This window comes from Roseateles sp. P5_E4 (genome assembly GCF_054049255.1).
Map to the genome: position 1 here is coordinate 104825 of NZ_JBFUMS010000017.1, position 23038 is coordinate 127862.

25 protein-coding genes are annotated in these 23038 nt (G+C 68.6%); 10 read left to right on the forward strand and 15 right to left on the reverse strand.

Annotated elements, in window-relative coordinates:
• Window positions 1-197: 197 nt before the first annotated feature.
• Genes ACXJLH_RS26475 through ACXJLH_RS26485 form a run of 3 tightly spaced genes read right to left on the reverse strand, consistent with a single transcriptional unit; the run spans window position 198 to window position 3565 of the window.
• A complete protein-coding gene (locus tag ACXJLH_RS26475) occupies window positions 198-1604 on the reverse strand; it encodes a sigma 54-interacting transcriptional regulator (RefSeq protein WP_457324943.1) in 1407 nt (468 codons plus the stop codon).
• Between the two features lie 10 nt (window positions 1605-1614).
• Window positions 1615-2076, reverse strand: coding sequence for a hypothetical protein (locus ACXJLH_RS26480; protein WP_457447349.1), 462 nt, complete (start codon window positions 2074-2076; stop codon window positions 1615-1617).
• A complete protein-coding gene (locus ACXJLH_RS26485) occupies window positions 2060-3565 on the reverse strand; it encodes a sensor histidine kinase (RefSeq protein ID WP_457447351.1) in 1506 nt (501 codons plus the stop codon). Before ACXJLH_RS26485 ends, ACXJLH_RS26480 begins: the two co-directional genes overlap by 17 nt.
• 141 nt (window positions 3566-3706) lie before the next feature.
• On the opposite strand from ACXJLH_RS26485, the gene ACXJLH_RS26490 reads away from it, so the two are divergent.
• A complete protein-coding gene (locus ACXJLH_RS26490; protein ID WP_457447352.1) occupies window positions 3707-5044 on the forward strand; it encodes an NAD(P)/FAD-dependent oxidoreductase in 1338 nt (445 codons plus the stop codon).
• On the opposite strand, the gene ACXJLH_RS26495 is transcribed toward ACXJLH_RS26490, so the two are convergent.
• From ACXJLH_RS26495 to ACXJLH_RS26535, 9 genes are all read right to left on the reverse strand, one after another.
• Window positions 5007-5300, reverse strand: a complete 294-nt coding sequence (locus ACXJLH_RS26495) for a hypothetical protein (RefSeq protein ID WP_457355309.1) — start codon at window positions 5298-5300, stop codon at window positions 5007-5009. The two genes, ACXJLH_RS26490 and ACXJLH_RS26495, sit on opposite strands and share 38 nt — an antisense overlap.
• Window positions 5297-5560, reverse strand: coding sequence for a hypothetical protein (locus ACXJLH_RS26500; RefSeq protein WP_056197775.1), 264 nt, complete (start codon window positions 5558-5560; stop codon window positions 5297-5299). The genes ACXJLH_RS26495 and ACXJLH_RS26500 overlap by 4 nt, the downstream gene beginning before the upstream one ends.
• Window positions 5561-5576: 16 nt before the next feature.
• Window positions 5577-7040, reverse strand: coding sequence for a cytochrome c oxidase accessory protein CcoG (gene ccoG, locus ACXJLH_RS26505; protein ID WP_457447354.1), 1464 nt, complete (start codon window positions 7038-7040; stop codon window positions 5577-5579).
• 5 nt (window positions 7041-7045) lie between these two features.
• The gene (gene ccoP, locus ACXJLH_RS26510) at window positions 7046-7963 is read right to left on the reverse strand and encodes a cytochrome-c oxidase, cbb3-type subunit III (protein WP_056197780.1); all 918 of its coding nucleotides are present in this window, start codon (window positions 7961-7963) and stop codon (window positions 7046-7048) included.
• Complete coding sequence (locus ACXJLH_RS26515) at window positions 7960-8091, reverse strand: cbb3-type cytochrome oxidase subunit 3 (protein ID WP_056197782.1); 132 nt, start codon at window positions 8089-8091, stop codon at window positions 7960-7962. The genes ccoP and ACXJLH_RS26515 overlap by 4 nt, the downstream gene beginning before the upstream one ends.
• Before the next feature lie 12 nt (window positions 8092-8103).
• The gene (gene ccoO, locus ACXJLH_RS26520) at window positions 8104-8727 is read right to left on the reverse strand and encodes a cytochrome-c oxidase, cbb3-type subunit II (protein ID WP_457447355.1); all 624 of its coding nucleotides are present in this window, start codon (window positions 8725-8727) and stop codon (window positions 8104-8106) included.
• Window positions 8728-8897: 170 nt separating this feature from the next.
• Window positions 8898-10346, reverse strand: a complete 1449-nt coding sequence (ccoN, locus tag ACXJLH_RS26525; protein WP_457447357.1) for a cytochrome-c oxidase, cbb3-type subunit I — start codon at window positions 10344-10346, stop codon at window positions 8898-8900.
• A 46-nt stretch (window positions 10347-10392) separates the two neighbouring features.
• Window positions 10393-10542, reverse strand: a complete 150-nt coding sequence (ccoS, locus tag ACXJLH_RS26530) for a cbb3-type cytochrome oxidase assembly protein CcoS (RefSeq protein WP_457355315.1) — start codon at window positions 10540-10542, stop codon at window positions 10393-10395.
• Complete coding sequence (locus ACXJLH_RS26535) at window positions 10542-12749, reverse strand: heavy metal translocating P-type ATPase (protein WP_457447359.1); 2208 nt, start codon at window positions 12747-12749, stop codon at window positions 10542-10544. Before ACXJLH_RS26535 ends, ccoS begins: the two co-directional genes overlap by 1 nt.
• Window positions 12750-12858: 109 nt before the next feature.
• Here ACXJLH_RS26535 and ACXJLH_RS26540 point away from each other — a divergent pair, with 109 nt between their 5' ends.
• Window positions 12859-13311, forward strand: coding sequence for a cupin domain-containing protein (locus ACXJLH_RS26540; protein WP_457447361.1), 453 nt, complete (start codon window positions 12859-12861; stop codon window positions 13309-13311).
• On the opposite strand, the gene ACXJLH_RS26545 is transcribed toward ACXJLH_RS26540, so the two are convergent.
• On the reverse strand, window positions 13308-14045 hold the full coding sequence (locus ACXJLH_RS26545; protein WP_082532680.1) for a glutathione S-transferase family protein: 738 nt from the start codon (window positions 14043-14045) through the stop codon (window positions 13308-13310). The two genes, ACXJLH_RS26540 and ACXJLH_RS26545, sit on opposite strands and share 4 nt — an antisense overlap.
• Before the next feature lie 103 nt (window positions 14046-14148).
• Between ACXJLH_RS26545 and ACXJLH_RS26550 the strand changes: the two genes are divergently transcribed.
• Window positions 14149-15363: a polyhydroxyalkanoate depolymerase gene (locus tag ACXJLH_RS26550; RefSeq protein ID WP_056197792.1), complete on the forward strand. Its 1215-nt coding sequence runs from the start codon at window positions 14149-14151 to the stop codon at window positions 15361-15363.
• A 197-nt stretch (window positions 15364-15560) separates the two neighbouring features.
• Here the strand turns inward: ACXJLH_RS26550 and ACXJLH_RS26555 are convergent, their stop codons facing one another.
• Window positions 15561-16148: a superoxide dismutase gene (locus ACXJLH_RS26555; protein WP_056197793.1), complete on the reverse strand. Its 588-nt coding sequence runs from the start codon at window positions 16146-16148 to the stop codon at window positions 15561-15563.
• Between the two features lie 57 nt (window positions 16149-16205).
• On the reverse strand, window positions 16206-17507 hold the full coding sequence (gene xseA / locus ACXJLH_RS26560; RefSeq protein ID WP_056199569.1) for an exodeoxyribonuclease VII large subunit: 1302 nt from the start codon (window positions 17505-17507) through the stop codon (window positions 16206-16208).
• Between the two features lie 371 nt (window positions 17508-17878).
• Here xseA and ACXJLH_RS26565 point away from each other — a divergent pair, with 371 nt between their 5' ends.
• The 7 genes from ACXJLH_RS26565 to ACXJLH_RS26595 all read left to right on the forward strand — a co-directional run bounded on the left by ACXJLH_RS26565 (window position 17879) and on the right by ACXJLH_RS26595 (window position 22818).
• Entirely contained in the window at window positions 17879-18496 is a 618-nt protein-coding gene (locus ACXJLH_RS26565) for a MotA/TolQ/ExbB proton channel family protein (protein WP_056197795.1), read from the forward strand.
• 179 nt (window positions 18497-18675) lie between these two features.
• Window positions 18676-19092 carry an ExbD/TolR family protein gene (locus tag ACXJLH_RS26570; protein WP_056197797.1) on the forward strand — a complete coding sequence of 139 codons (417 nt, stop codon included), beginning with the start codon at window positions 18676-18678 and terminating at the stop codon, window positions 19090-19092.
• Complete coding sequence (gene lpxK / locus ACXJLH_RS26575; RefSeq protein ID WP_457447364.1) at window positions 19058-20101, forward strand: tetraacyldisaccharide 4'-kinase; 1044 nt, start codon at window positions 19058-19060, stop codon at window positions 20099-20101. The genes ACXJLH_RS26570 and lpxK overlap by 35 nt, the downstream gene beginning before the upstream one ends.
• Window positions 20101-20316 carry a Trm112 family protein gene (locus tag ACXJLH_RS26580; protein WP_056197799.1) on the forward strand — a complete coding sequence of 72 codons (216 nt, stop codon included), beginning with the start codon at window positions 20101-20103 and terminating at the stop codon, window positions 20314-20316. Before lpxK ends, ACXJLH_RS26580 begins: the two co-directional genes overlap by 1 nt.
• A gap of 145 nt (window positions 20317-20461) precedes the next feature.
• The gene (gene kdsB, locus ACXJLH_RS26585; protein ID WP_457324281.1) at window positions 20462-21199 is read left to right on the forward strand and encodes a 3-deoxy-manno-octulosonate cytidylyltransferase; all 738 of its coding nucleotides are present in this window, start codon (window positions 20462-20464) and stop codon (window positions 21197-21199) included.
• A 99-nt stretch (window positions 21200-21298) separates the two neighbouring features.
• The gene (gene adk / locus ACXJLH_RS26590; RefSeq protein ID WP_056197803.1) at window positions 21299-21952 is read left to right on the forward strand and encodes an adenylate kinase; all 654 of its coding nucleotides are present in this window, start codon (window positions 21299-21301) and stop codon (window positions 21950-21952) included.
• A 107-nt stretch (window positions 21953-22059) separates the two neighbouring features.
• Window positions 22060-22818: a 3-hydroxyacyl-CoA dehydrogenase gene (locus tag ACXJLH_RS26595; protein ID WP_056197804.1), complete on the forward strand. Its 759-nt coding sequence runs from the start codon at window positions 22060-22062 to the stop codon at window positions 22816-22818.
• Window positions 22819-23038 lie beyond the last annotated feature (220 nt).

Below are 23038 nucleotides of genomic sequence, written 5' to 3' on the forward strand. Positions count from 1 at the left end.
AGATCTCCTGAGGATGCGTGAATCGAAAGCGATACCGGGGGGCACCACGAACAGGTTCAGCGCAAGGCCCGTGCCAGTTTCAAATTTCCTCAGCAGATCAACGACTTAGGACAAAACCCGGCGCGACGGGGCCCCTCAGCAACGACAAGCACGGGCCTTTTTGTCGCCGGGCGGCGACGCCGCATGGCGATGCCGGCCTAAGTGCTTGATTCATCTGACGGTTTTCTGTCGCCCGAATCCGACGCGGCAGCTAGGGGGTCGGCGCGAAAGAGCTGCGGATCCAGCCCGTGCTTCTGCATCAGGCGATAAAACTCGGTGCGGTTGCGGTCGGCCAGGCGCGCGGCCTCGGCCACATGGCCCGAGGTCAGCTTCAGCAATTGATTGAGGTAGTCGCGCTCGAAGCGCTGCTTGGCATGCTGGTAGCTCAGCACCTCCAGCGACGGCGTCTGCAGCGCGCGCTGCACCTGGGTCAGCGACACCAGCGGCGCCATGGCCAGCACGCAGACCTGTTCGACGACGTTGTAGAGCTGGCGCGCATTACCCGGCCAGGGCGCGGTCACCAACGCCTCCAGCGCATCCGGCGCAAAACCCTTGACCGGCCGGCGGTGCCGCTCGGCCAAGGTCTGCAGGAAGTGCTGGGCCAGCAGCGCGATGTCCTCGCGCCGCTCCGACAGCGGGGGCAGGCGCAGCTGCACGACATTGAGCCGGTAATAGAGGTCGGGGCGGAACTGGCCCTCGGCCATGGCGAGCTCCAGGTCACGGTGGGTGGCGGACAGCACACGCACGTCCACCGCCACCGCCTCGTTGCTGCCCACCGGCCGCACGACACGTTCCTGCAGCACGCGCAACAACTTCACCTGCAAGGCCAGCGGCATGTCGCCGATCTCGTCCAGAAAGACCGTGCCGCTCTGCGCCGCAGGGATCAGCCCCTGGCGCTGTGCCTGCGCGCCGGTGAAGGCGCCCTTCACATGGCCGAACAGCTCGGATTCCAGCAGCGCCTCGGGGATGGCGGCACAGTTCACCGCGATGAAGGGCTTCGCTGCGCGCGGGCTGGCGCGGTGGATGGCGCGCGCCAGCAGCTCCTTGCCGGTGCCGCTGTCGCCCGAGATCAGCACGCTCGCGTCGGTCGCTGCCACCAGCCGCGCCTCGGACAGCACCTCGGCCATGCGCGGGCTGCGGCTGATGATCTCGCTGCGCCACGCAGCATCGCCGTCAAGCGGCGCCGGCCCCGTCACGTTCACCCGCAGCGCCTGGTTGATCTTGTCCAGCAGCCCCTTGCCATCGAAGGGCTTGGTCAGATAGGCATGGGCGCCACGCGTCGTGGCCTCGACGGCATCGGGGATGTTGCCGTGGGCGGTCAGCAGGATGACCGGCAGCGACGGGTGCCGGGCGCGCACCTCGTCGAACAGGGCCAGGCCGTCCAACCCCGGCAGGCGCACATCGGTGATGACGAGGGACGGCAGCCGCACGGCGAGGTGGGCGAGCGCGGCTTCGGCGCTGGCCACGGCCTGCACGGCATGGCCGGCAGCGGTCAGCCGCATCGTCATCAGGCGCAGCAGGTCGGCGTCGTCGTCGACGAGGAGGATGGTGGCTTGCGTGGTCATTGCTGCCCCTTTATCGCGGAGCACCGGGCTTGCCCGGCAGGGTCTGCTCGATGGCCTTGAGGGCCTCGAGCTTCTCGTTGAGCTGCTCGTTGCGGCGCTGGCTCTCGCGCAGTTGCTGGCTGAGCTTGTCGATGTTGTCCTGCAGCCGCCGCTGCTCGGCCAGGCGGGTGGCCATCAGCGTGGCCAGCGGCTTGATCGGTTCGGCCGACGCGTCGGTCGCATTGGCGATCAGGTCGAGCTGCGCCGCAGCCTGGGCTTGGTCTGCGCTGCTGCGCCCCTGGTTCAGGGCCAGCGCCTTGCGCAGATCCTCGGCATAGCCGACCAGCGCCTTCAGATCGTCGACCTGCGGCGGTGGCGCGGGCAGCTCCGGGCAGACAGGCGCAGGGGGCGGCGGAGCCGGCACGGGCGCTGGCGGGGCCGTCTGGCAGGCGGCCAGCAGCAGCAATAAGCCAATCTCAAGCAGTCTTCGCATGGGGTATCTCAATCCGGAAATGGGCACCGCCTTCGCTGGCCAGCAGCCGGCAGCTGCCGCCGTGGGCCTGCACGATCTCGCGCACGATGGACAAGCCGATGCCACTGCCGCGGCGCGCACCGGGCGCCTGGTTGCGGCCTTGGTAGAAGGGGTCGAAGATGCGCTCGGCATCCTCGGCTGCCACGCCGGGACCGGCGTCGATGCAGTCGATGCAAAACTTGCGGTCGTCCTGCTCCAGGGTCAGCACGATGACGCCCCCGGGCGGGCTGAAGCGCAGCGCGTTGGCCAGCAGATTGGCCAGCACGATGGCCAGCTTGGCGTCGTCGACAAGGGCGTTGCAGGCTGCGGCGTCGATGCGTACCTGCAGGCCCCGGGTCTGCCAGAGCAGGCGCTGTTCATCCACCACACGCGCCAGCAACGCCTTGAGGTCGGTCGCGCGGCGCTGCAGTTGCTGAGAGTTGGAGGCCAGCGTCTGGTAGCGCAGCAGGTCCTCGATCTGGCCTTGCAGGGCGGCGCTGTTGTCGCCGAGGATGCGCACGATCTCGGTCTGATCCGGCGTCAGCGGRCCGGCAACGCCCTCGCGCAGCAGGGCCGCGCCTTCGCGGATGGAGGCCATCGGCGTTTTCAGCTCATGCGAGATGTGGCGCACGAAGCGCGTCTTGTCCGACTCCAGCGTGGCCAGGCGTTGGCGCAGCCACTCCAGCTGGCGCCCGAGCCGGCGCAGGTCGGCCGGGCCGCGCACCTCCACGGGCTCGTCGAAGCGGTTGTCGCCCAACCGGCCGATGGCCGCCTCGACATGGGCCAGCGGCCGCAGCAGCCAGTGTCCAAAACCCAGCGCCAGCAGCACGGCCAGCGCGATGGCGCCCAGCACCAGGGCGCTGATGAGGCGGCGCTGCTGCTCCAGTTCGGCCAGCACCGCGTCACTGCGGCGGTCCACGGCGCGCTGGCTCTGCTCGGTCAGGGTCTCGTTGAGGCCGTGCAGGCGCGCGAATACCGGTGTCAGCCGCCGCAGTGCCGTGGAGCGAGTGCGGGTCGGGCCTGGGTTCTGCAGCACCTCCCAGGCCGCTTCGGCCTGCCTGCCCCAGTCGGCGAACAGCTGCTTCGATGCCGGCTCGGTCAGCGTGCCGGCCAATGTCGCCTGCGTGGCCTTGGCGTCTGCCCAGGCGGCCTGGAAGCGTTCGCGCAGGCTGGCGTCGTCGAGCACCAGGAACTGCCGCGCACTGCGCTCCATGGCCACGGTGCGTTCGGACAGCCGCTGCACCTGGGCGCTCAGACTGGCGGCGTCCTGCGCGGCTTCGCGGCTCTGCAGGGCGACATGCTCGAGTGCGAACATGGCCTGGGCCGCCGCGCCGCCCAGCAGCGCCGTGATCAGCAAAAAGGCGGCCAGCAGGCACTGGTGGAAGGACAGCCCGCGCAGGCCACCGCCGCGCGGGCGTTGCCAGGTCGGTTCGGGTGCGGAGGAGGCAGCGGCCAGCGTGGCGGAGGACATCTTGGGCGCCGCATCCTAGGTGCGCAAACGGCACGTGATCGGACCTCGCCGGCTGGCTTTGCATCACGATGCAACCGGCCTGCCGCCATTTGAAAAACAGTCATGCTGCGGCGCAACAAACCGAGCGTAGGATGGCTGTCCATGCGTCCTCAAGTCCTGATCATCGGCTGCGGCTTCGGCGGCCTGGAGGCGGCGCGTGCCCTGCGCACCGCCGACGTCGACATCACCCTCGTCGACAAGACCAACCACCACCTCTTCCAGCCCCTGCTCTACCAGGTGGCCACGGCGGGCCTGTCGGCGCCGTCGATTGCGGCGCCCATCCGCCACCTCTTCCGCGGCCAGCGCAATGTGACGACGCTGATGGGCGAGATCGTCGCCATCGACGCCACCGCGCGAACCGCCACGCTGAAGGATGGCGCCACGCTGCGCTGGGACCACCTCATCGTCGCCGCTGGCGCCACGCACAGCTATTTCGGCCGCGATGACTGGGCCGAGCACGCGCCGGGGCTGAAGACGCTGAGCGACGCCTTCGAGATTCGCCGCCGCGTGCTGCTGGCCTTCGAGGCCGCCGAACGCGAAGCAAATGGCGAGGACGATCCCGTCCAGCGTGCCGCCCTGCTGCAGTTCGTCGTTGTCGGCGGCGGGCCGACCGGGGTCGAACTGGCCGGCACCTTCGCCGAGATCGCCCGCCACACCTTGCCCGGTGAATTCCGCCACATCGACCCACGACAGGCGCGCGTGCTGCTGGTGGAGGGCAGCCCGCGTGTGCTGCAGGCCATGCCCGAGAGCTTGAGCGAACGCGCCCGCGAGCAACTGGGCGCACTCGGCGTGGACGTGCGCCTGAACGCCCGTGTGACCGGCATCGACGCCCAGGGGCTGGACATCACGACGCCAACCGGCCCGGAGCGCCTGCACAGCCGCTGCGTCGTCTGGGCCGCCGGCGTGGCGGCCTCGCCCTTGGGCCGTGCGCTGGCCGATGCAACCGGCTGCACGCTGGACCGCGCCGGCCGTGTGGTCGTCGAGCCTGACCTGAGCTTGAAGGGCCAGGCCAATATCCAGGTCATCGGCGACCTCGCCGCCGCGCAAAGCCACGCGCCCGGCCAGCCTCCGAAGCCCGTGCCCGGCGTGTCACCCGGCGCCAAGCAGATGGGCCGGCACGCCGCCGCCAACATCCAGCGCCGGCTGCGCGGCGAGGCGACGCAGGCCTTTCGCTACCGCGACTACGGCAACCTCGCCACCATCGGCCGCCACAGCGCCGTCGTCGACCTGGGCACGCCGGCCGGGTCGCTGCGCTTCTCGGGCCTGCCGGCCTGGTTGTTCTGGCTGTTCGCCCACGTCTATTTCCTGATCGGCTTCCGCAACCGCTTCGTCGTGCTGGTGGACTGGGCCTGGGCCTACTGGACGCATGACCGCAACGCACGCGTGGTGGCAGGCGCCGGGCTCAGCGAGGCCAGCCAGGCGCGTGACGCCCAGGCTTGACCTCGTCGCCGGGCAGGCTGATCAGCAGCAACGCCAGGCTGGCGCCCAAGGCGATGACGGCCCAGAAGATCAGGAAGCTGAGGGTGTAGACGGCCTGGGTCGACAACTGCACGGGCGCAGTGCCAAACCAGCGCAGGTCGGCCGGGTCGACGACGGCGAACACCAGGGCCTCCAGCACGCCAGCCGCAAGGAAGGACGACCAGGCCACGGCCATCGCAAAGCGCTTGATGCGCGTGGGGCCGGCGGCGCCGTTCATCTCTTCAGGCCCGCCGTGCCCGTGGCGGCATGGTTGCGGGCGACCAGGGCCGGTACCGCATCACCGGCACGGGCGCGCAGGTCGGCGGGCTCGGTGGCATCGGCAGCCTGGGCGGTGCGGTGCAGCTCCAGCGGCGGGTCGGGGTGGCGGATGGCCAGCGCCAGCGTGAAGAAACTGGCAACGACGACGATCGCCGGGCCCCCGACCACGAGCCAGACCATGGGCTCGCGCCAGGCGGAGGAGGGATTCAGGGCGGACATGGGGTTCTCCTCGCCGTCAGCGCGGCAGCACGAAAGTGGACTTCTCGACGACGGTCTCGGCGGCCGATCCACCGGTGTCATCGCTGATGCGGCTGAAGCGGCTGATGCGCCAGCGCATGGGATGGGCGCCAGCCTTGAGCTGTTGCGCCGTCTCGGGCGGCACGCGCAGGGCCACCGCCACCCAGCGCGCCTCGGCGGGGCCCAGGTCCACGGTGGCGGCCTGGGTCAGCGCCAGGCCGGGCAGGCCCTCGGCTTCGATGCGGTAGCGCTGGGGCGACTCGGTCGCGTTCATGACCTGCAGGCGGTAGACGTTCTCGATCCAACCGTCCTCGACGAGTCGGGCCATCGAAGCGCGGTCACGCACGATGTCGACGCGGAAGCTGTGCCGCGACAGCAGGCTCCACATCAGGGCCGTGCAGATGACGAGCAGCACGGCGGTGTAGATCAGCACGCGCGGGCGCAGCACGTGCTGCCAGCGCTGCGCGCGCGTCAGGCGCTGCTCCAGGCCGTTCTCGGTGTCATAGCGGATGAGGCCACGCGCGGTGCCCATCTTGTCCATGACGCCGTTGCAGACGTCGATGCAGGCCGCGCAGCCGATGCATTCGTACTGCAGGCCGTCGCGGATGTCGATGCCGGTCGGGCAGACCTGCACGCACAGGTTGCAGTCGATGCAGTCCCCCACGGGAGCGGCGGCGCTGCGCACCTCGCCCTTCTTGCCGCGCTGCGCGTTCTTGCCGCGCGGCTCGCCGCGCTCCGGGTCATAGCTGACGATCAGCGTGTCGCGGTCGAACATCGCGCTCTGGAAGCGCGCGTACGGGCACATGTACTTGCAGACCTGCTCGCGCATGTAGCCGGCGTTGCCGTAGGTGGCGAAGCCGTAGAACAGCACCCAGAAGGTTTCCCACGGTCCCATGCCGAACGCGAGGACCTCGCGCGCCAGTGTCTGGATGGGCGTGAAGTAGCCAACGAAGGTGAAGCCGGTCCACAGGCCCAGCGCGATCCAGGCGGACTGCTTGCCCGCCTTGCGCCAGAGCTTGGTCCAGGACCACGGCGCCTTTTGCAGCCGCAGCCGCGCGTTGCGGTCGCCCTCGAACCAGCGCTCGATGAGCATGAACAGCTCGGTGTAGACCGTCTGTGGGCAGGCGTAGCCGCACCACAGGCGCCCGGCCACGGCGGTGAACAGGAAGAGCGCGTAGGCCGAGATCATCAGCAAGCCCGTGAGGTACACGAAGTCCTGCGGATACAGCACCAGGCCGAAGATGTAGAAGCGCCGCGAGCCCAGGTCGAAGAGCACGGCCTGCCTCTCGCCCCAACTGAGCCAGGGCAGGCCGTAGAACACGAGTTGGGTCAGCGCGACGATGGCCCAGCGCCAGCGGGCGTAGAAGCCGTCCACCGACCGCGGGTGGATCTTGTCCTCCGACTTGTAGAGGCGGATGACTTGGACGGCATCGCCCGGACCGGGCGCGGAGGGAACAGGCATGGGACTCAGGGGGAAGCGATGACGCCTTGCGACTGCGACAGACCCCAGACATAGGACGCAAGCACGCGGATCTGCTCGGGCGTCAGCCGCTCGCCATGGGCCGGCATCACGTTGTGCTTGCCGTTGTTGACCATGGCCGTGACGGCTTCCTCACCCCAGCCATGCAGCCAGACCTTGTCGCTCAGGTTGGGCGCCCCCAGGGCCGGGTTGCCCTGGCCGCCGGGGCCGTGGCAGGCCGCGCAGGCGGTGAACTTGGGCTTGCCGAGCTGGGCGTAGAGCGCGTTGTGCGGGCTGCCCGACAGCGACAGCACGTAGTGGGCGACGTTGCGCACATCCTCCGCCGCGCCCACTGCCGGCGCCATCACGGGCATGTTGCCCTCGCGGCCCTTGGTGATGGTCTCGGTGATGGTTTCGGGCGAGCCGCCCCACAGCCAGTCGGTGTCGGTCAGGTTGGGGAAGCCCTTGGAACCCTTGGCGTCGGCGCCGTGGCACTGCGCGCAGTTGTTGGCGAACAGCCGCTCGCCAATGGCATGGGCCTTGGGATCCTTGGCGAGCTGCTCCGGCGTCTTGTCGGCGAAGGCGGCATAGACCGGCGCCATGGTGGCGCGCGCCTGTGCCAGGTCGTTGGCGTGCTCGCCCAGGCTCGTCCAGCCCAGCTTGCCGGCCTGGTTGCCCAGCCCTGGATAGAGCGCCAGGTAGATGCCGGAGAAGACGATGGTCAGCACGAACAGGCCCATCCACCAGGCGGGCAGCGGGTTGTTCAGCTCGCGCAGGTCCTCGTCCCAGACGTGGCCCGTCGTGTTGTCCGAGGCCATCACCTGGCGGCGGCTGGCGATGATGAGCAGAATGCCGCAGAAGATGAGGCCGCCAATGGTGCCAATGGCGATGAAGAGGGACCAGCCGCCGTTGAAGAAGTCGCTCATTGCTCATCTCCTTCGAGGGGCAGGCGGGCGGCGTCGTCGAAGCGGCCGCGCCAGGCCCAGGCGATGATGCCGAGGAAGACGGCCAGCGACACGAGGGTCACGGCCACACGGAGTTCGTTGATGCCCATGGTGCGGGCTCCTTACTTGTTCGCGGTGCCAAGCACCTGCAGATAGGCCACCAGCGCGTCGAGCTCGGTCTTGCCCGTCACGTCCTGGGAGGAGGCCTTCACCTCCGCCTCGGTGTAGGGCACGCCCAGCATGCGCATCGCCGCGAGGCGCGCCGGCATGCCGGCTGCGTCCACCGGTGCATTTGCCAGCCAGGGGTAGGCCGGCATGTTGGACTCGGGCACCAGGTCGCGTGGGTTGTTCAGGTGGATGCGATGCCAGTCGTCGCTGTACTTGGCGCCGACGCGATGCAGGTCGGGCCCGGTGCGCTTGCTGCYCCACTGGAAGGGATGGTCGTAGACGAATTCACCCGCGGTGGAGTACTTGCCATAACGCAGCGTCTCGGCGGCAAGCGGGCGGATCATCTGCGAGTGGCAGTTGTAGCAACCCTCGCGCAGATAGATGTCGCGCCCGGCCAGCTGCAGCGCCGTATAGGGCTTGAGGCCTGGCGCCGCCTCAGTGGTGGAGCGCTGGAAGAACAGCGGCACGATCTCGACGACGCCGCCAACCAGCACGGTCAGCAGCACCAGCACGATCATCAGCAGGTTGCTGGTCTCGATGCGCTGGTGGCCGGAGACGGATGAAGTTTGTGTGCTCATGTCATTTGCTCCGCCGCGTGTAGCGGCGCTTGAAATTTGCGGGCCGAGCGCCGGGCCGCTCCCAAGCCGGCCCGCGTTGGGCGACGTACCTGCCGGTCGAACCGGCAGGTATCGCCGTCCCCGCGGGGGACCGGCCAACGTACTCGTTGGACGAGGGGCTGCATGTCAGTTCAGGCGTGAGCCAGCGCGGGGACCGGGATGCGCACGGACTGCGAATTGCCGGCCTGCACGGTCTTGATGACGTTCCAGCTCATGATCAGCATGCCGGCGAGGTAGAGCAGGCCGCCGCTGAGGCGGATCACGTAGAAGGGCCAGGTCGCCTTGACGCTTTCGACGAAGGTGTAGACCAGCGTGCCGTCGGGGTTGACCGCGCGCCACATCAGGCCCTGCATGACGCCGGCAATCCACATCGCGGCGATGTAGAGCACGATGCCCAGCGTCGCGATCCAGAAGTGCAGCTCGATGGCACGCTTGGAGTACATCTGCGTGCGGCCGAACATGCGCGGGATCAGGTGGTAGAGCGAGCCCATCGAGATGAGGCCCACCCAGCCCAGCGCCCCGCTGTGCACGTGGCCCACCGTCCAATCGGTGTAGTGCGACAGCGCGTTGACGGTCTTGATGGACATCATCGGCCCCTCGAAGGTCGACATGCCGTAGAACGACAGCGCGACGATGAGGAACTTCAGGATGGGGTCGTCACGCAGCTTGTGCCAGGCACCCGACAACGTCATGACGCCGTTGATCATGCCGCCCCAGCTCGGCGCCAGCAGCACCAGGCTAAAGATCATGCCGACGCTCTGCGCCCAGTCCGGCAGCGCCGTGTAGTGAAGGTGGTGGGGGCCCGCCCACATGTAGGTGAAGATCAGCGCCCAGAAGTGGACGATGGACAGGCGGTAGCTGTAGACGGGGCGCTCGGCCTGCTTGGGGATGTAGTAATACATCATCCCGAGGAAGCCCGCGGTCAGGAAGAAGCCCACCGCGTTATGGCCGTACCACCACTGCACCATGGCGTCCTGCACACCGGCGTAGGCCGAATAGCTTTTCCAGAAGCTGACCGGGATCACCGCGCCGTTGACGAGGTGCAGCAGGGCCACGGCGAGGATGAAGGCACCGAAGAACCAGTTGGCCACGTAGATGTGACGGATCTTGCGGCGCCCCACGGTGCCGAAGAACACGATGGCGTAGGCCACCCAGGCAATCGTGATCAGCACGCCGATGGGCCATTCCAGCTCGGCATATTCCTTGCCGCGCGTGAAGCCCAGCGGCAGCGTGATGGCCGCAGCCACGATGACCAGCTGCCAGCACCAGAAGTGAAACCACGCCAGGCCCGGCGCGAACAGGCGGGTCTGGCCGGTGCGCTGCACGACGTGGTAGCTGGTCGCCATCAGTGCGCAGCCACCGAACGCGAAGATGACCGCGTTGGTATGCAGGGGCCGCAGCCGCCCGTAGCTCAGCCAGGGGATGCCTGCGCCGAGATCGGGCCAGGCCAGTTGCGCCGCAATGATGACGCCCACCAGCATGCCCACCACGCCCCACAGAACGGCGGCCAGCGCAAATGCGCGTACCGGTCCGTCTTCGTATACCGCCCCAGTGGTGGCCAGCGCCTTTTCGTTCGCCATCGCGACTCCTTCAGTCTGATGCAAACGATTCTTCGCGCGGGGGCTTCTAGACGCCTTGATCCTCGTCAAGCAGGATGCGTTCAGCCTCGTTTTCGAAGCCGTCCAGTTGCCCGGAGTGCACAGCCCAGCCGAAGACCGCCACGATGAGCAGCACCAGCACGACCGAGAAGGGGATGAGGAGATACAGGATGTCCATCAGCGCGCCAATCTCTGGGCATTGAGCACGACGAACAGCGAACTCGCTGCCATGCCCAGGCCCGCCGCCAGCGGCGGCAGCCAGCCGCTCAGCGCCAGCGGCACGCAGGCCAGGTTGTAGAGCGCCGCCCAGGCGAGGTTCTGACGCAGCACGCGGCGCGTCCTGTGCGCCAGCGCGAGCGCCTGCGGGATGGCCATCAGCTGGTTGGACACCAGCAGCGCATCTGCGGCACCGCGCGCCAGCATGGCGCCCTGCCCCATGGCGATGCGCACGTCCGCCGCGGCCAGCACCGGCGCGTCGTTGATGCCGTCGCCGACCATCAACACGCGCTCGCCGCGCGCCTGCCAGTCACGCAGCGCAGCAAGCTTGGACTCGGGCGTGGCGCCCGCGCGCCAGTGGGCAATGTCCAGCAACGCCGCCATGCGCGCGACCGCCGCCGGCTGGTCGCCCGATAGCAGGCGCACGCGCCTGCCCTGGGCGCGCAAGGCCTTGATCGTTGCCGCGGCATCGGCGCGTGGCGCCTCGGCAAGGTCCAGCCACAGCACGCAGTCGCCGCAGCCCACGGGGCCGAACGCCAGCCGCGCAGCCGGATCGGGCCGCGCGCTGACCCAGGCCGGCGCACCCAGGCGCCAGACCCGGCCGGTCGCGTCGCGCGCCTCCACGCCGCGGCCGGCGACTTCGCGCACGTCCGCCCAGCTGCCGGCACTTCCGTCGGCCAGCGCCTGCGCCACCGGGTGGCGCGACAGCCCGGCCAGGCTGCGGGCGACGTTCAGCAACGCGTCGGCATCGGCGCCCAGGGCCCAGTGGCGACGCAGCTGCAGCCGGTCCTCGCTGAGCGTGCCGGTCTTGTCGAAGACGACGGTGTCGATGGCGCACAGCCGTTCCAGCGCCGCCAGGTCCGTCAGCAGCAACCCGCGCCGAGCAAGCGCGCCGCTGGCCGCGAGCCAGGCCGCAGGCGCGGCCAGGGTCAGCGCGCAGGGGCAGGTGACGATCAGCACGGCCACGGCCACTGCGATGGCGCGTGAAGGATCCAGCCACCACCAGCCGACGCCCGCCAGCAGCGCCAGCAGCAGCACGACCGCCGTGAAGCCCGCGGCCACGCGGTCCAGCACGCCGTTGACAAAAGGCCGCTGGCTCTGGGCCTGCTGCATCAATCGCACGATGCCCTGCGCCGTCGTGTCTGCACCCACGCGCAGCACGCTGACGATGAGCGGGCCGTCGAGGTTGATGCTGCCCGCCACGACCGCATCGCCCACCGTCTTGGCGACCGGCGCGGATTCGCCCGTCAGCAGGGCCTCGTCGGCCCAGCCCTGGCCGGACAGCACACGGCCGTCGGCCGCGAAGCCCTCGCCGGCCGCGACGCGGATGCGATCACCCACGCGCAGCGCCTCGGGCGCGACGCGTTCACTGCTGCCGTCATCACGCAGCCGCTCGGCCGCCGTTGGCAACGCGCCGGCGACCGCTTCCAGCGCATCCGCCGCGCGATGCCGCGCGCCCAGTTCGAACCAGCGCGCCAGCAGCAGCAGCGCGACGAACATCGTCAGCGAATCGAAGTAGACCTCGTGGCCCAAAGGCCCGCCGGGGTCGAACAAGGCCCCGGTGCTGGCCACGAAGGTGACGGCGATGCCCAGCGCCACCGGCACATCCATGCCCAGCCGCCCTGCCCTGAGCTGCCGCCAGGCGCCAACCATGAAGGGGGCGGCCGAAAAGACCATGACAGGCAGCGTCAGCACCCAGCTGGCCCAGCGCAGCAGACGGTCCAGGTCGGCGCTGAGCTCACCCGGGGCGGCGACATAGGCCGGCGTCGCCATCATCATGACCTGCATCATCAGGAAGGCGGCGACAAAGAGCCGCCACAGGGCCTGCCGCCTTTCCTGCCGGCGCAGCTCGCGCGCAGGCGCTGCGACGTCGGGCGTGGCCCGGTAGCCCGCCACCTGCAGCGCGGCCAGCACGTCGGCGAGCGTGAGCTGTGAAGGCAACCACTGCAAGGCCAGCCGGGCCGACGCCGGATTGACACTGGCACCGCGCACGCCTGGCAGCGTCAGCAGCGCCGCTTCGATCAACCCCGAGCAGGCCGCGCAATGCATGCCCGCCACCTGGAATTGCGACAGCGCCACACCGCCCGGGCCATCGGGCCAGGTCGTGAAGGGGGCGAGGAGGCGGGCGTCGGCATCAGCCGCACACAAGCCGGGAGGGGGTGCACTCACGCCGCCAATCTAGATGGCCCGCCCCGCCGCCCCCATGACCTGGGTCAAGCTTTTGCGGGAACACATATTGCGTGTGCTCCACCGCCTGCAGCACTTCAGGAGGTCACTCATGTCGGATCTGTCGATACCCGTGGACGCCGCCAACGACGCGTCCGCCACACAGTTCTCCCATGTCAAGCCCGGGGACACGCCCTGGCGCCCCGACGGCCTGAGAGATTTCTTCCTCTACCGCGACCTGGGCGTGGCCGAGGCCACGGCGGGCAAGGTCATCGCGCACCTTGTGAAGGCGAACATGGCCCCTGAAAAGGGCACGGGATGGCACCGCCATGAGGCGGAGTTCCAGATCGTGCTGATGACCAAGGGCTGGGCCAAGTTCATGTACGGCGACCAGGTGACGCTCGTCGAGGCCGGCGACTGCGTGCACCAGCGCCCCGGCATCGTGCATTACCTGTTCGACTACTCGCCGGACATGGAGTACCTGGAGATCGTCTCGCCGGCGGACTTCAAGACGGTGGCCGCGCCGGCGCCTTGTGAAGTGCCGGCGCCTTCGACCTGGCCCTAGAAATCCATGTCGAGCTGCTCGATCTCGTCCGGCTCCAGCCGGGCCGCGGCCGTCCACTCCTTGAGCTCCGGCATGGCGCTGATGGCCTTGCAATAGGCCATGCAGGCGGGATTCAACGGCACGTCATAGGTCATGAAGCGCGTGACGACCGGCGCAAAGAAGGCGTCGGCCGCACCGCGCTTGGCACCAAACAGATAGGGGCCGCCGTAGCGCGCCAGGCAGTCGGTCCAGATCTCGGTGATGCGCTCAATGTCGGGCTTGGCCCCGGCCCAGATCTTGTGGCGCGGAAAGTGGCCCTTGAGGTTCATGGGCAGCGACGCGCGCAAATTGGCAAAGCCGGAGTTCATCTCGCCGCAGATGGCCCGCGCATGGGCCCGCGCGACGCGGTCCGCGGGCCACAGGCCGGCTTTGGGGAAAAGCTCGTTCAGATACTCGGCAATGGCCATGTTGTTCCAGACCGTCACGCCGTCATGCCGCAGGCAGGGCACGCGGATGGAGGGCGCCAGCAGCAGCAGTTCCTTGCGCGCATCCTCATCGTCGGGCGAGACCATGATCTCATCGAAGGCCAGGCCGGCGAAGCGCGTCAGCAGCCAGCCGCGCAGCGACCACGAGGAGTAGTTCTTGCTGCTCAGCGTCAGCGTGGCCGCGGGTGTCGCGGCCTTGGATTTTCGCGCCGGTGCTGGAGCGGTTTTCACCGCCTTGGCGGCGGGGCGGGTCGGCGTGGCAACAGGCATGGCGTCTCCTTCTCGGTCTGGGCACCCCATCGACGCAAGGCCCATGCCATGCTGGCGCGCTCCTTGCGTCGCTCCTGGCATCACCGGCCTTGCAGGAGCAACCATGTACCCCGCCTACCAGGCCCATACCGATCTGCTGTGGCCGCTGCGCATGGCCACGCGCATGTCGATTCCCTTCCTGCAGCAGCCCGGCATTGCTGACGCCAGCTGGTTGCCAGCGCGCCAGTGGTCGGCGGCAGGCAAGGTCTTCGAGCTGGCTCAGATCACCCACACCCGCCCGCCCTGGCGCATTGGCGAGATCGTCAGCGGCGACGAGCGCTGGCCTGTCACCGAAGAAGCCACGCTGACCACGCCCTTTGCGACGCTGCTGCGCTTTCGCAAGGAAGGCGCACCTGAGCAACCTAAAGTGATGGTGGTGGCGCCGATGTCGGGCCACTTCGCCACGCTGCTGCGCGAGACGGTGCGCACGCTACTGCAGGACCATGATGTCTACATCACCGACTGGCACAACGTGCGCGACGTGCCGCTGGTGGCCGGCCGCTTCGGGCTGGACGAGTACACCGGCCACTTGATCGACTTCCTGGCCGCCATCGGCCCGCAGGCCCACGTGGTGGCCGTCTGCCAGCCCTGTGTCAGCGCACTGGCGGCCGTGGCGCTGATGGCCGAGGACGACCACCCTGCCACGCCAGCCAGCCTGACGCTGATGGCCGGCCCCATCGATTGCCGCGTCAGCCCCACCGCCGTCAACGAACTCGCCACCAGCAAGCCCATCTCGTGGTTCAAGAAGAACCTGATCAGCCATGTGCCCTGGCAGCACGCGGGCGCGGGGCGGCGCGTCTACCCGGGCTTCGTGCAGCTGTCGGCCTTCATGAGCATGAACAAGGACAGGCACACCAACGCCTTCAAGGACTACTACAAGCACCTCGTCGCCGACGAGTTCGACAAGGCCGAGGTCACGCGCGTGTTCTACGAGGAATACCTGGCCGTGGCCGACCTCGCGGCCGACTTCTACCTGGAAACAGTGGAGCGCGTCTTCCAGACCTACGACCTGCCACGCGGCGAGATGTTCTTCAGGGGCCGGCGTGTGAACCCGGCGGCCATCCGCCGCACCGCTTTGCTGACCGTGGAGGGTGAGCGCGACGACATCTGCGCTGTCGGCCAGACGCTGGCCGCCCAGGACCTCGCCAGCAGCCTGCGCGCCTATATGCGCACCCACTACATCCAGCCCAACGTCGGCCACTACGGCGTGTTCAGCGGGCGACGCTGGCAGCACCAGGTCTATCCGCTGGTGCGGCACGTCATTCAGGTGTCGCAATAGGCGCCCCTCGCCCAGTTGCGCGTCGCTGAACGCGAGCGCATCTGGTCGGTCCCCCGAGGGGACGGCGATGCTCTCGGCATCGAGCCGAGAGCACATCGCCAACACGGGCCGGCTCGGGAGCGGCCCAGCGCTCGGCCCGAAAGGCCGAACCAACGAAAAAGGCCGGCATCGGCCGGCCTTTGTTCGGGGCGAATCGCTCAGGCGAAGTTGGCTTCAGCGAACTGCCAGTTCACGAGATTGCTCAGGAAGGTCTCGACGAACTTGGGGCGCAGGTTGCGGTAGTCGATGTAGTAGGCGTGCTCCCACACATCGACGGTCAGCAGCGCCTTGTCAGCGCCGGTCAGCGGCGTGCCGGCGGCGCCGGTGTTGACGATGTCGACAGAGCCATCAGCCTTCTTGACCAGCCAGGTCCAGCCCGAACCGAAGTTGCCGACGGCGCTCTTGACGAAGGCTTCCTTGAAGGCGGCATAGCTGCCCCACTTGGCGTTGATGGCGTCGGCCAGCGCGCTGCTGGGCTCGCCGCCACCTTGCGGCTTCATGCAGTTCCAGAAGAAGGTGTGGTTCCAGATCTGGGCGGCGTTGTTGTAGATCGGACCCGGGTTCGGTGCCTTCTTGATGATCTCTTCCAGCGTCAGGGCTTCGTACTCGGTGCCCTTTTGCAGGTTGTTGAGGTTCACGACGTAAGCGTTGTGGTGCTTGCCGTGGTGGAACTCCAGCGTTTCCTTGCTGTAGTGCGGGGCCAGCGAGTCGATCGGGTAAGGCAGCGGGGGCAGCGTGTGTTCCATCGTGGAGTCCTCAGGTGTTGGGGGGAAGGGAAACGCAAAGATTGTAGGGAGAGCCAATCACCCCTGCGGCGAAGGCTGTACCCCCAGAACGCGCAAGTCGAGGCTGCCGTCGGCCAGCACTGCGCGCACCTCGGCGCCGGGCAGCAAGGCATGCACGGACGTCACCGCGCCGCCGGCGCCGTCGTCCAGCCAGGCGTAGCCACGCGCCAGCACATGCTGCGGGTCCAGGGCCTGCAGCCGGGCCTGCAGCGCGTCCAGCCGGGTGTGCTGGCGCGCCAGGATCTCGTGGTGCGCGCGTTCATGGCGCTGCTCCAGGTGGGTCAGCCGCTGGCCTTGCAACTCGACGCGCCGGCGTGGCGCCGCGCCGGCACGCTGGGCCAGCAGATCCAGCAGGCGCCGTTGGCGGGCCAGCACGTCACTGGGGCGGGACAGGCGCAGCGCGAGTCGATCCAGGCGCTGGGCGAGGGTCTGCAGGCGATGGTCGATGCGCAGGGTCAGGCTGCGCTCCAGCGCACCGAGGTGCTGCAGCAGGCTGGCGCGCGACGGCGCCGCCAGCTCGGCGGCGGCCGTGGGCGTGGGCGCGCGCAGGTCTGCGGCCAGGTCACACAGTGTCACGTCGGTCTCGTGGCCGACGCCGCAGACGATGGGCAGGGCCGAATTGGCCACCGCGCGGACGACACGTTCGTCATTGAAGGCCCAAAGATCCTCCAGCGAGCCGCCGCCGCGCACCAGCAGCAGCACGTCGACCTCGGCCCGCTCGTTGGCGCGCCTCAGCGCTTCGACCAGCGCCGGTGGCGCTTCGACGCCCTGCACCGGACTCGGGTAGACCAGCACCTCGACCTGGGGCGCTCGCCGCGCCAGCGCCGTCAGCACATCGTGCAGGGCTGCACCGGCCGTCGACGTGATGACGCCGATGCGGCGCGGGTGGGTGGGCAGCGCGCGCTTGGTGTCGGCATCGAACAGGCCCTCGGCCGTCAGCCGCGCCCGCAGCGCGAGGAACTGCTCGTACAGCGTGCCGGCACCGGCACGGCGCATGGCCTCGACGACGAACTGCAGCTCGCCGCGCGGCTCGTAGACGGCGACGCGGCCGCGCACCTCGACCAGCACGCCTTCGGCCGGCGCAAAGTCCAGCATGGCGGCGGCGCGGCGGAACATCGCGCAGCGCAGGCTGGCGGCCTGGCCGTCGGCGTCCTTCAGTCCGAAATAGCAGTGGCCGCTGGCGGCGCGCGTGAAGCCAGTGATCTCGCCGCCAACGGCGACGACCGAGAAGCGCTCAGCCAGGCTCTGGCTCACCGCCTCCAGCAAACCAGCCACGCCCCAGACACGACGATTTGAAGCGGCTTCGCGGGGCTCAATCACGCGCAAACCCAATGCCGGCGCGGGCCGGGAAGTCCACAGCCGCGCCAATACTGGGCTGGCGGGCAATTTCGGCTCATTTCGCCCGTCACAGAGCTGTCATGAGCACATAAGGCCTTGTTTTTCAATTCGAATTCCACTGCTCAAACTTGAGGCAACTTGTCCAAGGCCTTGATTTGACGGCCTCTGCAGGCCAGCGCCGCTGCGTTGCCCACAAAGTTATCCACAGTAACGGTGGATTGTGAGAACGCTTTCGCAGTGGCGGAGATCGGCCGAGGCGTGCAAGGCTGGGGCCATAATCCCGCGCACTCATCCGGCCGTCAGCGGCCGTTTTTGTGACCGGCCTGCTGGCCTTTTCATCGACGGGGACGCCCTTGTTTTCGATCATACAAGCCGCCGGTTGGCCGATCTGGCCCTTGCTCCTGTGCTCCGTGGTGGCCCTGGCCCTGATCATCGAAAGGCTGTCCAGCCTGCGCGCCAGCCGCATCCTGCCGCCGCGGCTGCTGGAGGACGTCATGAACGTCAGCGCCCAGCAACTGCCCGCGCCCGACATGGTCGACCGCCTGGCCGAAAACTCGCTGCTCGGCGAGGTGCTGGCTTCCGGCCTGCGCGCCGTCACGGCCGAGCCGCAGATGCCCGAGGGCAAGCTGCGCCTGGTGTTCGAATTTGCCGGCCGACGCGCCGTGCACCAGCTCGAGCGCTACATGAACACCCTGGGCACCATCGCCACGGCCGCGCCGCTGCTGGGCCTGATGGGCACCGTGGTCGGCATGATCGAGATCTTCGGCAGCCAGACGCCCGGCGGCGGCAACCCCGCCCAGCTGGCGCATGGCATCTCCATCGCCCTCTACAACACGGCCTTCGGCCTGATGATCGCCATCCCCTCGCTGATGTTCTACCGCTACTTCCGCGGCCGCATCGAGGAATATGTACTGGAGCTTGAAGCCGCTGCAGACCGTCTGCTGGGCCAACTGCGCCGCTACACAGCCTGAAATGGACTGCCCCTCGTCTGGTCTCGCCCCGCTGAACGCGGGCGCGCCCAACCGGTCCCCCGAGGGGACGGCGATGCTTGCGGCATTGAGCCGCAAGCACATCGCCTGCGGGCCGGCTAGGGGCGGCCCGGCGCCGGTCCGCGGCGTGAGGCGCTGCACACAACGGATGAACTGACATCATGAGATTCCGCTCCCCACACCGCGAGCCGCCGGAGATCAACCTCATCCCGTTCATCGACGTGCTGTTGGTGATCCTGATCTTCCTGATGCTGTCGACGACGTACTCCAAGTTCACCGAGCTGCAGATCACCCTGCCCTCGGCCGATGCGGAGAAGCTCAAGGACCGGCCGCAGGAGGTCATCGTCGGCATCGCCGCCGATGGCCGCTTCGTCATCAACCGCCAGCCGGTGGAAGGCCGCTCCGTGGACATCCTGATCGCCGCGCTGCGCCAGGCCTCCGGCGGCAACGCCGACGCGTCGCTGATCATCTCGGCCGACGCCGCCACGCCTCACCAGGCCGTCATCAACGTGATGGACGCCGCGCGCCGCGTCGGCCTGACGCGTGTCACCTTCGCTGCCCAAACCGACGCTCGCTGACCGCCTCCAGCAAGAGTGGCTGATCGGCGGGCCGCTGTCGGTCGCCCTGCTGCCGCTGAGCTGGCTCTACCGCACGCTGCTGGCGCTGCGCCGGTTGGCCTATGCCATCGGTTTCAAGCGCGTCGAAACGCTGCCTGTGCCCGTCATCGTCGTCGGCAACTGGATCGTCGGCGGTGCCGGCAAGACGCCGACGACGCTGGCCCTGCTGGCGATGTTGCGCACGCGCGGCCTGCGCGCTGGCGTCGTCTCGCGTGGCTACGGGCGCGAGAGTGACGGCGTGCGTCTCGTCACTGGTGTATCGACGGCCCGTGAAGTCGGGGACGAGCCCTTGCTCATCCATCTGCGCAGCGGCGTGCCGGTGGCGGTCGGCCGCGACCGCGTCGCCGCGGCGCGCGCCCTGTTGGCTGCCGAGCCCGGGCTGCAACTGCTGGTCAGCGACGACGGCCTGCAGCATTGGCGGCTGCCGCGCAACCTGAGCTTGCTGGTCTTCGATGAGCGCGGCCTGGGCAATGGCCGCCTGCTGCCCGCGGGCCCCTTGCGCCAGCCGCCTGCGGCGCTGGCGGCCGACGAGCTCGTCGTCTACAACGCGCCGCAGCCGAGCACCGCCCTGCCCGGCTTCGTCGCCGGGCGCCGCCTGGCTGGCGCGGTGACGCTGGCCGACTGGTGGGCCGGCAAACCGGCGCAGATGGACACGCTGTTGGCCTTGCGCGAGCGGCCGGGGCTGCTTGCCGTTGCCGGCGTGGCAAGGCCGCAGCGCTTCTTCGACATGCTGGCAGCGCTTGGATTGCGCTTTGACAGCCTGGCCCTGCCCGACCACGCCGACTTCGCGAGCCTGCCTTGGCCCCCCGACGCGGCCGCCGTACTGCTGACCGAGAAAGACGCCGTGAAGCTGCCGCCCGAGCGCGTCGGCGCCCTGCCCGTCTGGGTCGTGGCGCTAGACTTCTCGCCCGGTGCCGGCTTCGAGGCCGCGCTGGACACCCAACTGCAAAAACTCTTCGCTCTCGCCTGATGGATCAACGCCTCATCGAAATGCTGGTCTGCCCGCTGTGCAAGGGGCCGCTGACGCTGCTGCGTGAAGGTGCCGGACTGGAATTGCCGGCCCTGGCCTGCCGCGCCGACCGCCTGGCCTTCCCCGTTCGCGACGGCATCCCGCTGATGCTGGAGAGCGAGGCCAAGGCCTGGGACCCGGACGCCCCCGCGCCACCGGTCGTGCTGGCACCGTGAGCGCCGCGCCGGGCCGCCCCAAGCAAGCTCGCTCCCGCTTGGCGGGWGTGAGCCCGGACATGAGATGCCCTGTGGGCATCCCATGCCTGGCGAACGCCTGGCCGCGCTGTCGGCCAGGCAAGGCCGCAGGCCGAAGGGTGCACCAATGAGCTTCACCGTCATCATCCCCGCGCGCCTGGCATCGACGCGGCTGCCGAACAAACCGCTGGCCGACATTGCCGGCCTGCCGATGATCGTGCGCGTGGCGCGCCGCGCGGCCGAGTCCGGTGCCAGCCAGATCGTCGTGGCGACCGATGCGCCCGAAGTCGCGGCCGCCTGCGCCACCCACGGTGTGCGCGCGCTGATGACGCGAGCCGACCATCCGTCCGGTAGTGACCGTCTCGCCGAAGCCGTCGAGCAGCTCGGGCTGGCTGACGACGCCGTTGTCGTCAACGTGCAAGGTGACGAACCGCTGATCGCACCGGCCATGATCGACGCCTGCGCACTGATGCTGGCCGCCCAGGCCGACTGCGTGATGGCCACCGTCGCGCATGCGCTGACCGATCCTTCTGAGTTCGCGAACCCGAATGTCGTCAAGCTGGTCACCGACAAGGCCGGCCGTGCGCTGTATTTCTCACGCGCGCCCATCGCCTGGTGGCGCGACGGCGGCGGCCAGCCCAACGGCGCGCTGCGCCATGTCGGCCTGTATGCCTACCGCGCCGGCTTCCTGCGTCGCTTCCCCACGCTGGCCGTCAGCCCCCTGGAGCAGATCGAGTCGCTGGAGCAGTTGCGCGTGCTCTGGCACGGCGAGCGCATCGCCGTGCATGTGAGCGACGAGCGGCCCGGACCAGGCGTGGACACACCCGAGGATCTGGAGCGCGTGAGGCGTCTCATCGAGGGTTGACGCGGGTCTGCGGCGTCAGGCTCAGATAAGGCCGCATGCGATACTTGACCGCTGATTTATGCAGGACTTTTTCACAGTCCTGACGAGACGAGGAGACCCATGCGATTGATCCTTCTGGGCGCGCCAGGCGCCGGCAAAGGCACCCAAGCTGCCTTCATCTGCAAGCAATTCGGCATTCCGCAGATCTCCACCGGTGACATGCTGCGCGCCGCCATCAAGGCCGGCACACAAATGGGCCTGGCTGCCAAGGCCGTCATGGATTCGGGCGCGCTGGTCAGCGACGACATCATCATCGGCCTCGTCAAGGAACGCATTGCCCAGGACGACTGCGCCAAGGGTTTCCTCTTTGACGGCTTCCCGCGCACCATCCCTCAGGCCGATGCAATGAAGGCTGCCGGCGTCAAGCTGGATTACGTGCTCGAGATCGACGTGCCCTTCGACGCCATCATCGAACGCATGAGCGGCCGCCGCGTGCATGTGGCCTCAGGCCGCACCTATCACGTCAAGTTCAATCCACCCAAGGTCGAAGGCAAGGACGACGAGACCGGCGAGCCGCTGGTCCAGCGGGAGGACGACAAGGAAGAGACGGTCAAGAAGCGCCTGGATGTCTATTCGGCCCAGACCCGGCCTCTGGTCGACTACTACTCGCAGTGGGCCGCCACGGGCGATGCCAATGCACCCAAGTACCGCCGCATCGAAGGCGTCGGTTCGGTCGACGACATCATGAAGAAGGCCCTGGCCGCGCTGGCCTGAGCGTTCTCACCCCAAGAACAAGCCGCGGCGCGCATGCCCCGCGGCTTTTTTGTCGTCCACAATTGACGTTTACGTCAACCGTTCCCCATACCCAGGAGATCCTCATCATGGAAATTGCAGGCAAGGTGTTCATCGTCACCGGCGGCGCCTCGGGCCTCGGTGAAGGCACGGCCCGCATGCTGGCGGCCCACGGCGCCAAGGTCGTCATCGCCGATCTGCAGGCCGAACGTGGCCAGGCCGTGGCCGCCGAGCTCGGTGGCCTCTTCGTCAAATGCGACGTCAGCCAGGAGGCTGATGGTCAGGCTGCCGTCGCTGCAGCCACGGGCCTGGGCAAGCTGGTCGGCCTCGTCAACTGCGCCGGCATCGCGCCGGCCATCAAGACAGTCGGCAAGGATGGCGCCCACCCGCTGGCGGCCTTCAGCAAGACCATCACGGTCAACCTGATCGGCAGCTTCAACATGATCCGCCTGGCCGCCGAGGCCATGGCCAGGAACGAGCCAGAACCGACTGGAGAGCGCGGCGTGCTGATCTCGACGGCGTCGGTCGCGGCCTATGACGGACAGATCGGCCAGGCGGCCTATTCGGCGTCCAAGGGCGGTGTGGTCGGCATGACGCTGCCCATCGCCCGCGACCTGGCCCGCAACGGCATCCGCAACATGACCATCGCCCCAGGTATTTTCGGCACGCCGATGCTGTTCGGCATGCCCCAGGAGGTGCAGGACGCGCTGGCCGCGAGCGTCCCCTTCCCGAGCCGCCTGGGCAAGCCCGAGGACTACGCCAAGCTCGTGCACCAGATCGTCACCAACGACATGCTGAACGGCGAGGTCATCCGCCTGGACGGCGCGATCCGCCTGGCACCGAAATAACGCCCCTCGTCCGGTCTCGCCCTGCTGTACGCGGGCGCGCCCAGCTGGTTCCCCGAGGGGACGGCGATGCTTGCGGCATCGAGCCGCAAGCATCGCCAAGCGGGCCGGCTCGATGAACTGGAGTCGGACACAAGCAGTCCCTGCGGACTGCTTGTGCCTACGGAAGGCCATGGGCCTCTGGCCCATGGCAGGCCCAGCGCTCGGCCCGCAATACCAGTAT

Excerpts from the sequence above, each read along its gene's own strand:
- ccoS (WP_457355315.1), bottom strand. The coding sequence starts at position 10,542 with ATGGACATCCTGTATCTCCTCATCCCCTTCTCGGTCGTGCTGGTGCTG.
- ACXJLH_RS26495 (WP_457355309.1), bottom strand. The coding sequence starts at position 5,300 with ATGAACGGCGCCGCCGGCCCCACGCGCATCAAGCGCTTTGCGATGGCC.
- ACXJLH_RS26550 (WP_056197792.1), top strand. The coding sequence starts at position 14,149 with ATGTACCCCGCCTACCAGGCCCATACCGATCTGCTGTGGCCGCTGCGC.
- kdsB (WP_457324281.1), top strand. The coding sequence starts at position 20,462 with ATGAGCTTCACCGTCATCATCCCCGCGCGCCTGGCATCGACGCGGCTG.
- ACXJLH_RS26580 (WP_056197799.1), top strand. The coding sequence starts at position 20,101 with ATGGATCAACGCCTCATCGAAATGCTGGTCTGCCCGCTGTGCAAGGGG.
- ACXJLH_RS26540 (WP_457447361.1), top strand. The coding sequence starts at position 12,859 with ATGTCGGATCTGTCGATACCCGTGGACGCCGCCAACGACGCGTCCGCC.
- ACXJLH_RS26595 (WP_056197804.1), top strand. The coding sequence starts at position 22,060 with ATGGAAATTGCAGGCAAGGTGTTCATCGTCACCGGCGGCGCCTCGGGC.
- ACXJLH_RS26570 (WP_056197797.1), top strand. The coding sequence starts at position 18,676 with ATGAGATTCCGCTCCCCACACCGCGAGCCGCCGGAGATCAACCTCATC.
- ACXJLH_RS26490 (WP_457447352.1), top strand. The coding sequence starts at position 3,707 with ATGCGTCCTCAAGTCCTGATCATCGGCTGCGGCTTCGGCGGCCTGGAG.
- ACXJLH_RS26555 (WP_056197793.1), bottom strand. The coding sequence starts at position 16,148 with ATGGAACACACGCTGCCCCCGCTGCCTTACCCGATCGACTCGCTGGCC.
- ccoG (WP_457447354.1), bottom strand. The coding sequence starts at position 7,040 with ATGCCTGTTCCCTCCGCGCCCGGTCCGGGCGATGCCGTCCAAGTCATC.
- ACXJLH_RS26515 (WP_056197782.1), bottom strand. The coding sequence starts at position 8,091 with ATGGGCATCAACGAACTCCGTGTGGCCGTGACCCTCGTGTCGCTGGCC.
- ccoN (WP_457447357.1), bottom strand. The coding sequence starts at position 10,346 with ATGGCGAACGAAAAGGCGCTGGCCACCACTGGGGCGGTATACGAAGAC.
- ACXJLH_RS26500 (WP_056197775.1), bottom strand. The coding sequence starts at position 5,560 with ATGTCCGCCCTGAATCCCTCCTCCGCCTGGCGCGAGCCCATGGTCTGG.
- ACXJLH_RS26475 (WP_457324943.1), bottom strand. The coding sequence starts at position 1,604 with ATGACCACGCAAGCCACCATCCTCCTCGTCGACGACGACGCCGACCTG.
- adk (WP_056197803.1), top strand. The coding sequence starts at position 21,299 with ATGCGATTGATCCTTCTGGGCGCGCCAGGCGCCGGCAAAGGCACCCAA.
- ACXJLH_RS26545 (WP_082532680.1), bottom strand. The coding sequence starts at position 14,045 with ATGCCTGTTGCCACGCCGACCCGCCCCGCCGCCAAGGCGGTGAAAACC.
- ccoP (WP_056197780.1), bottom strand. The coding sequence starts at position 7,963 with ATGAGCGACTTCTTCAACGGCGGCTGGTCCCTCTTCATCGCCATTGGC.
- ACXJLH_RS26480 (WP_457447349.1), bottom strand. The coding sequence starts at position 2,076 with ATGCGAAGACTGCTTGAGATTGGCTTATTGCTGCTGCTGGCCGCCTGC.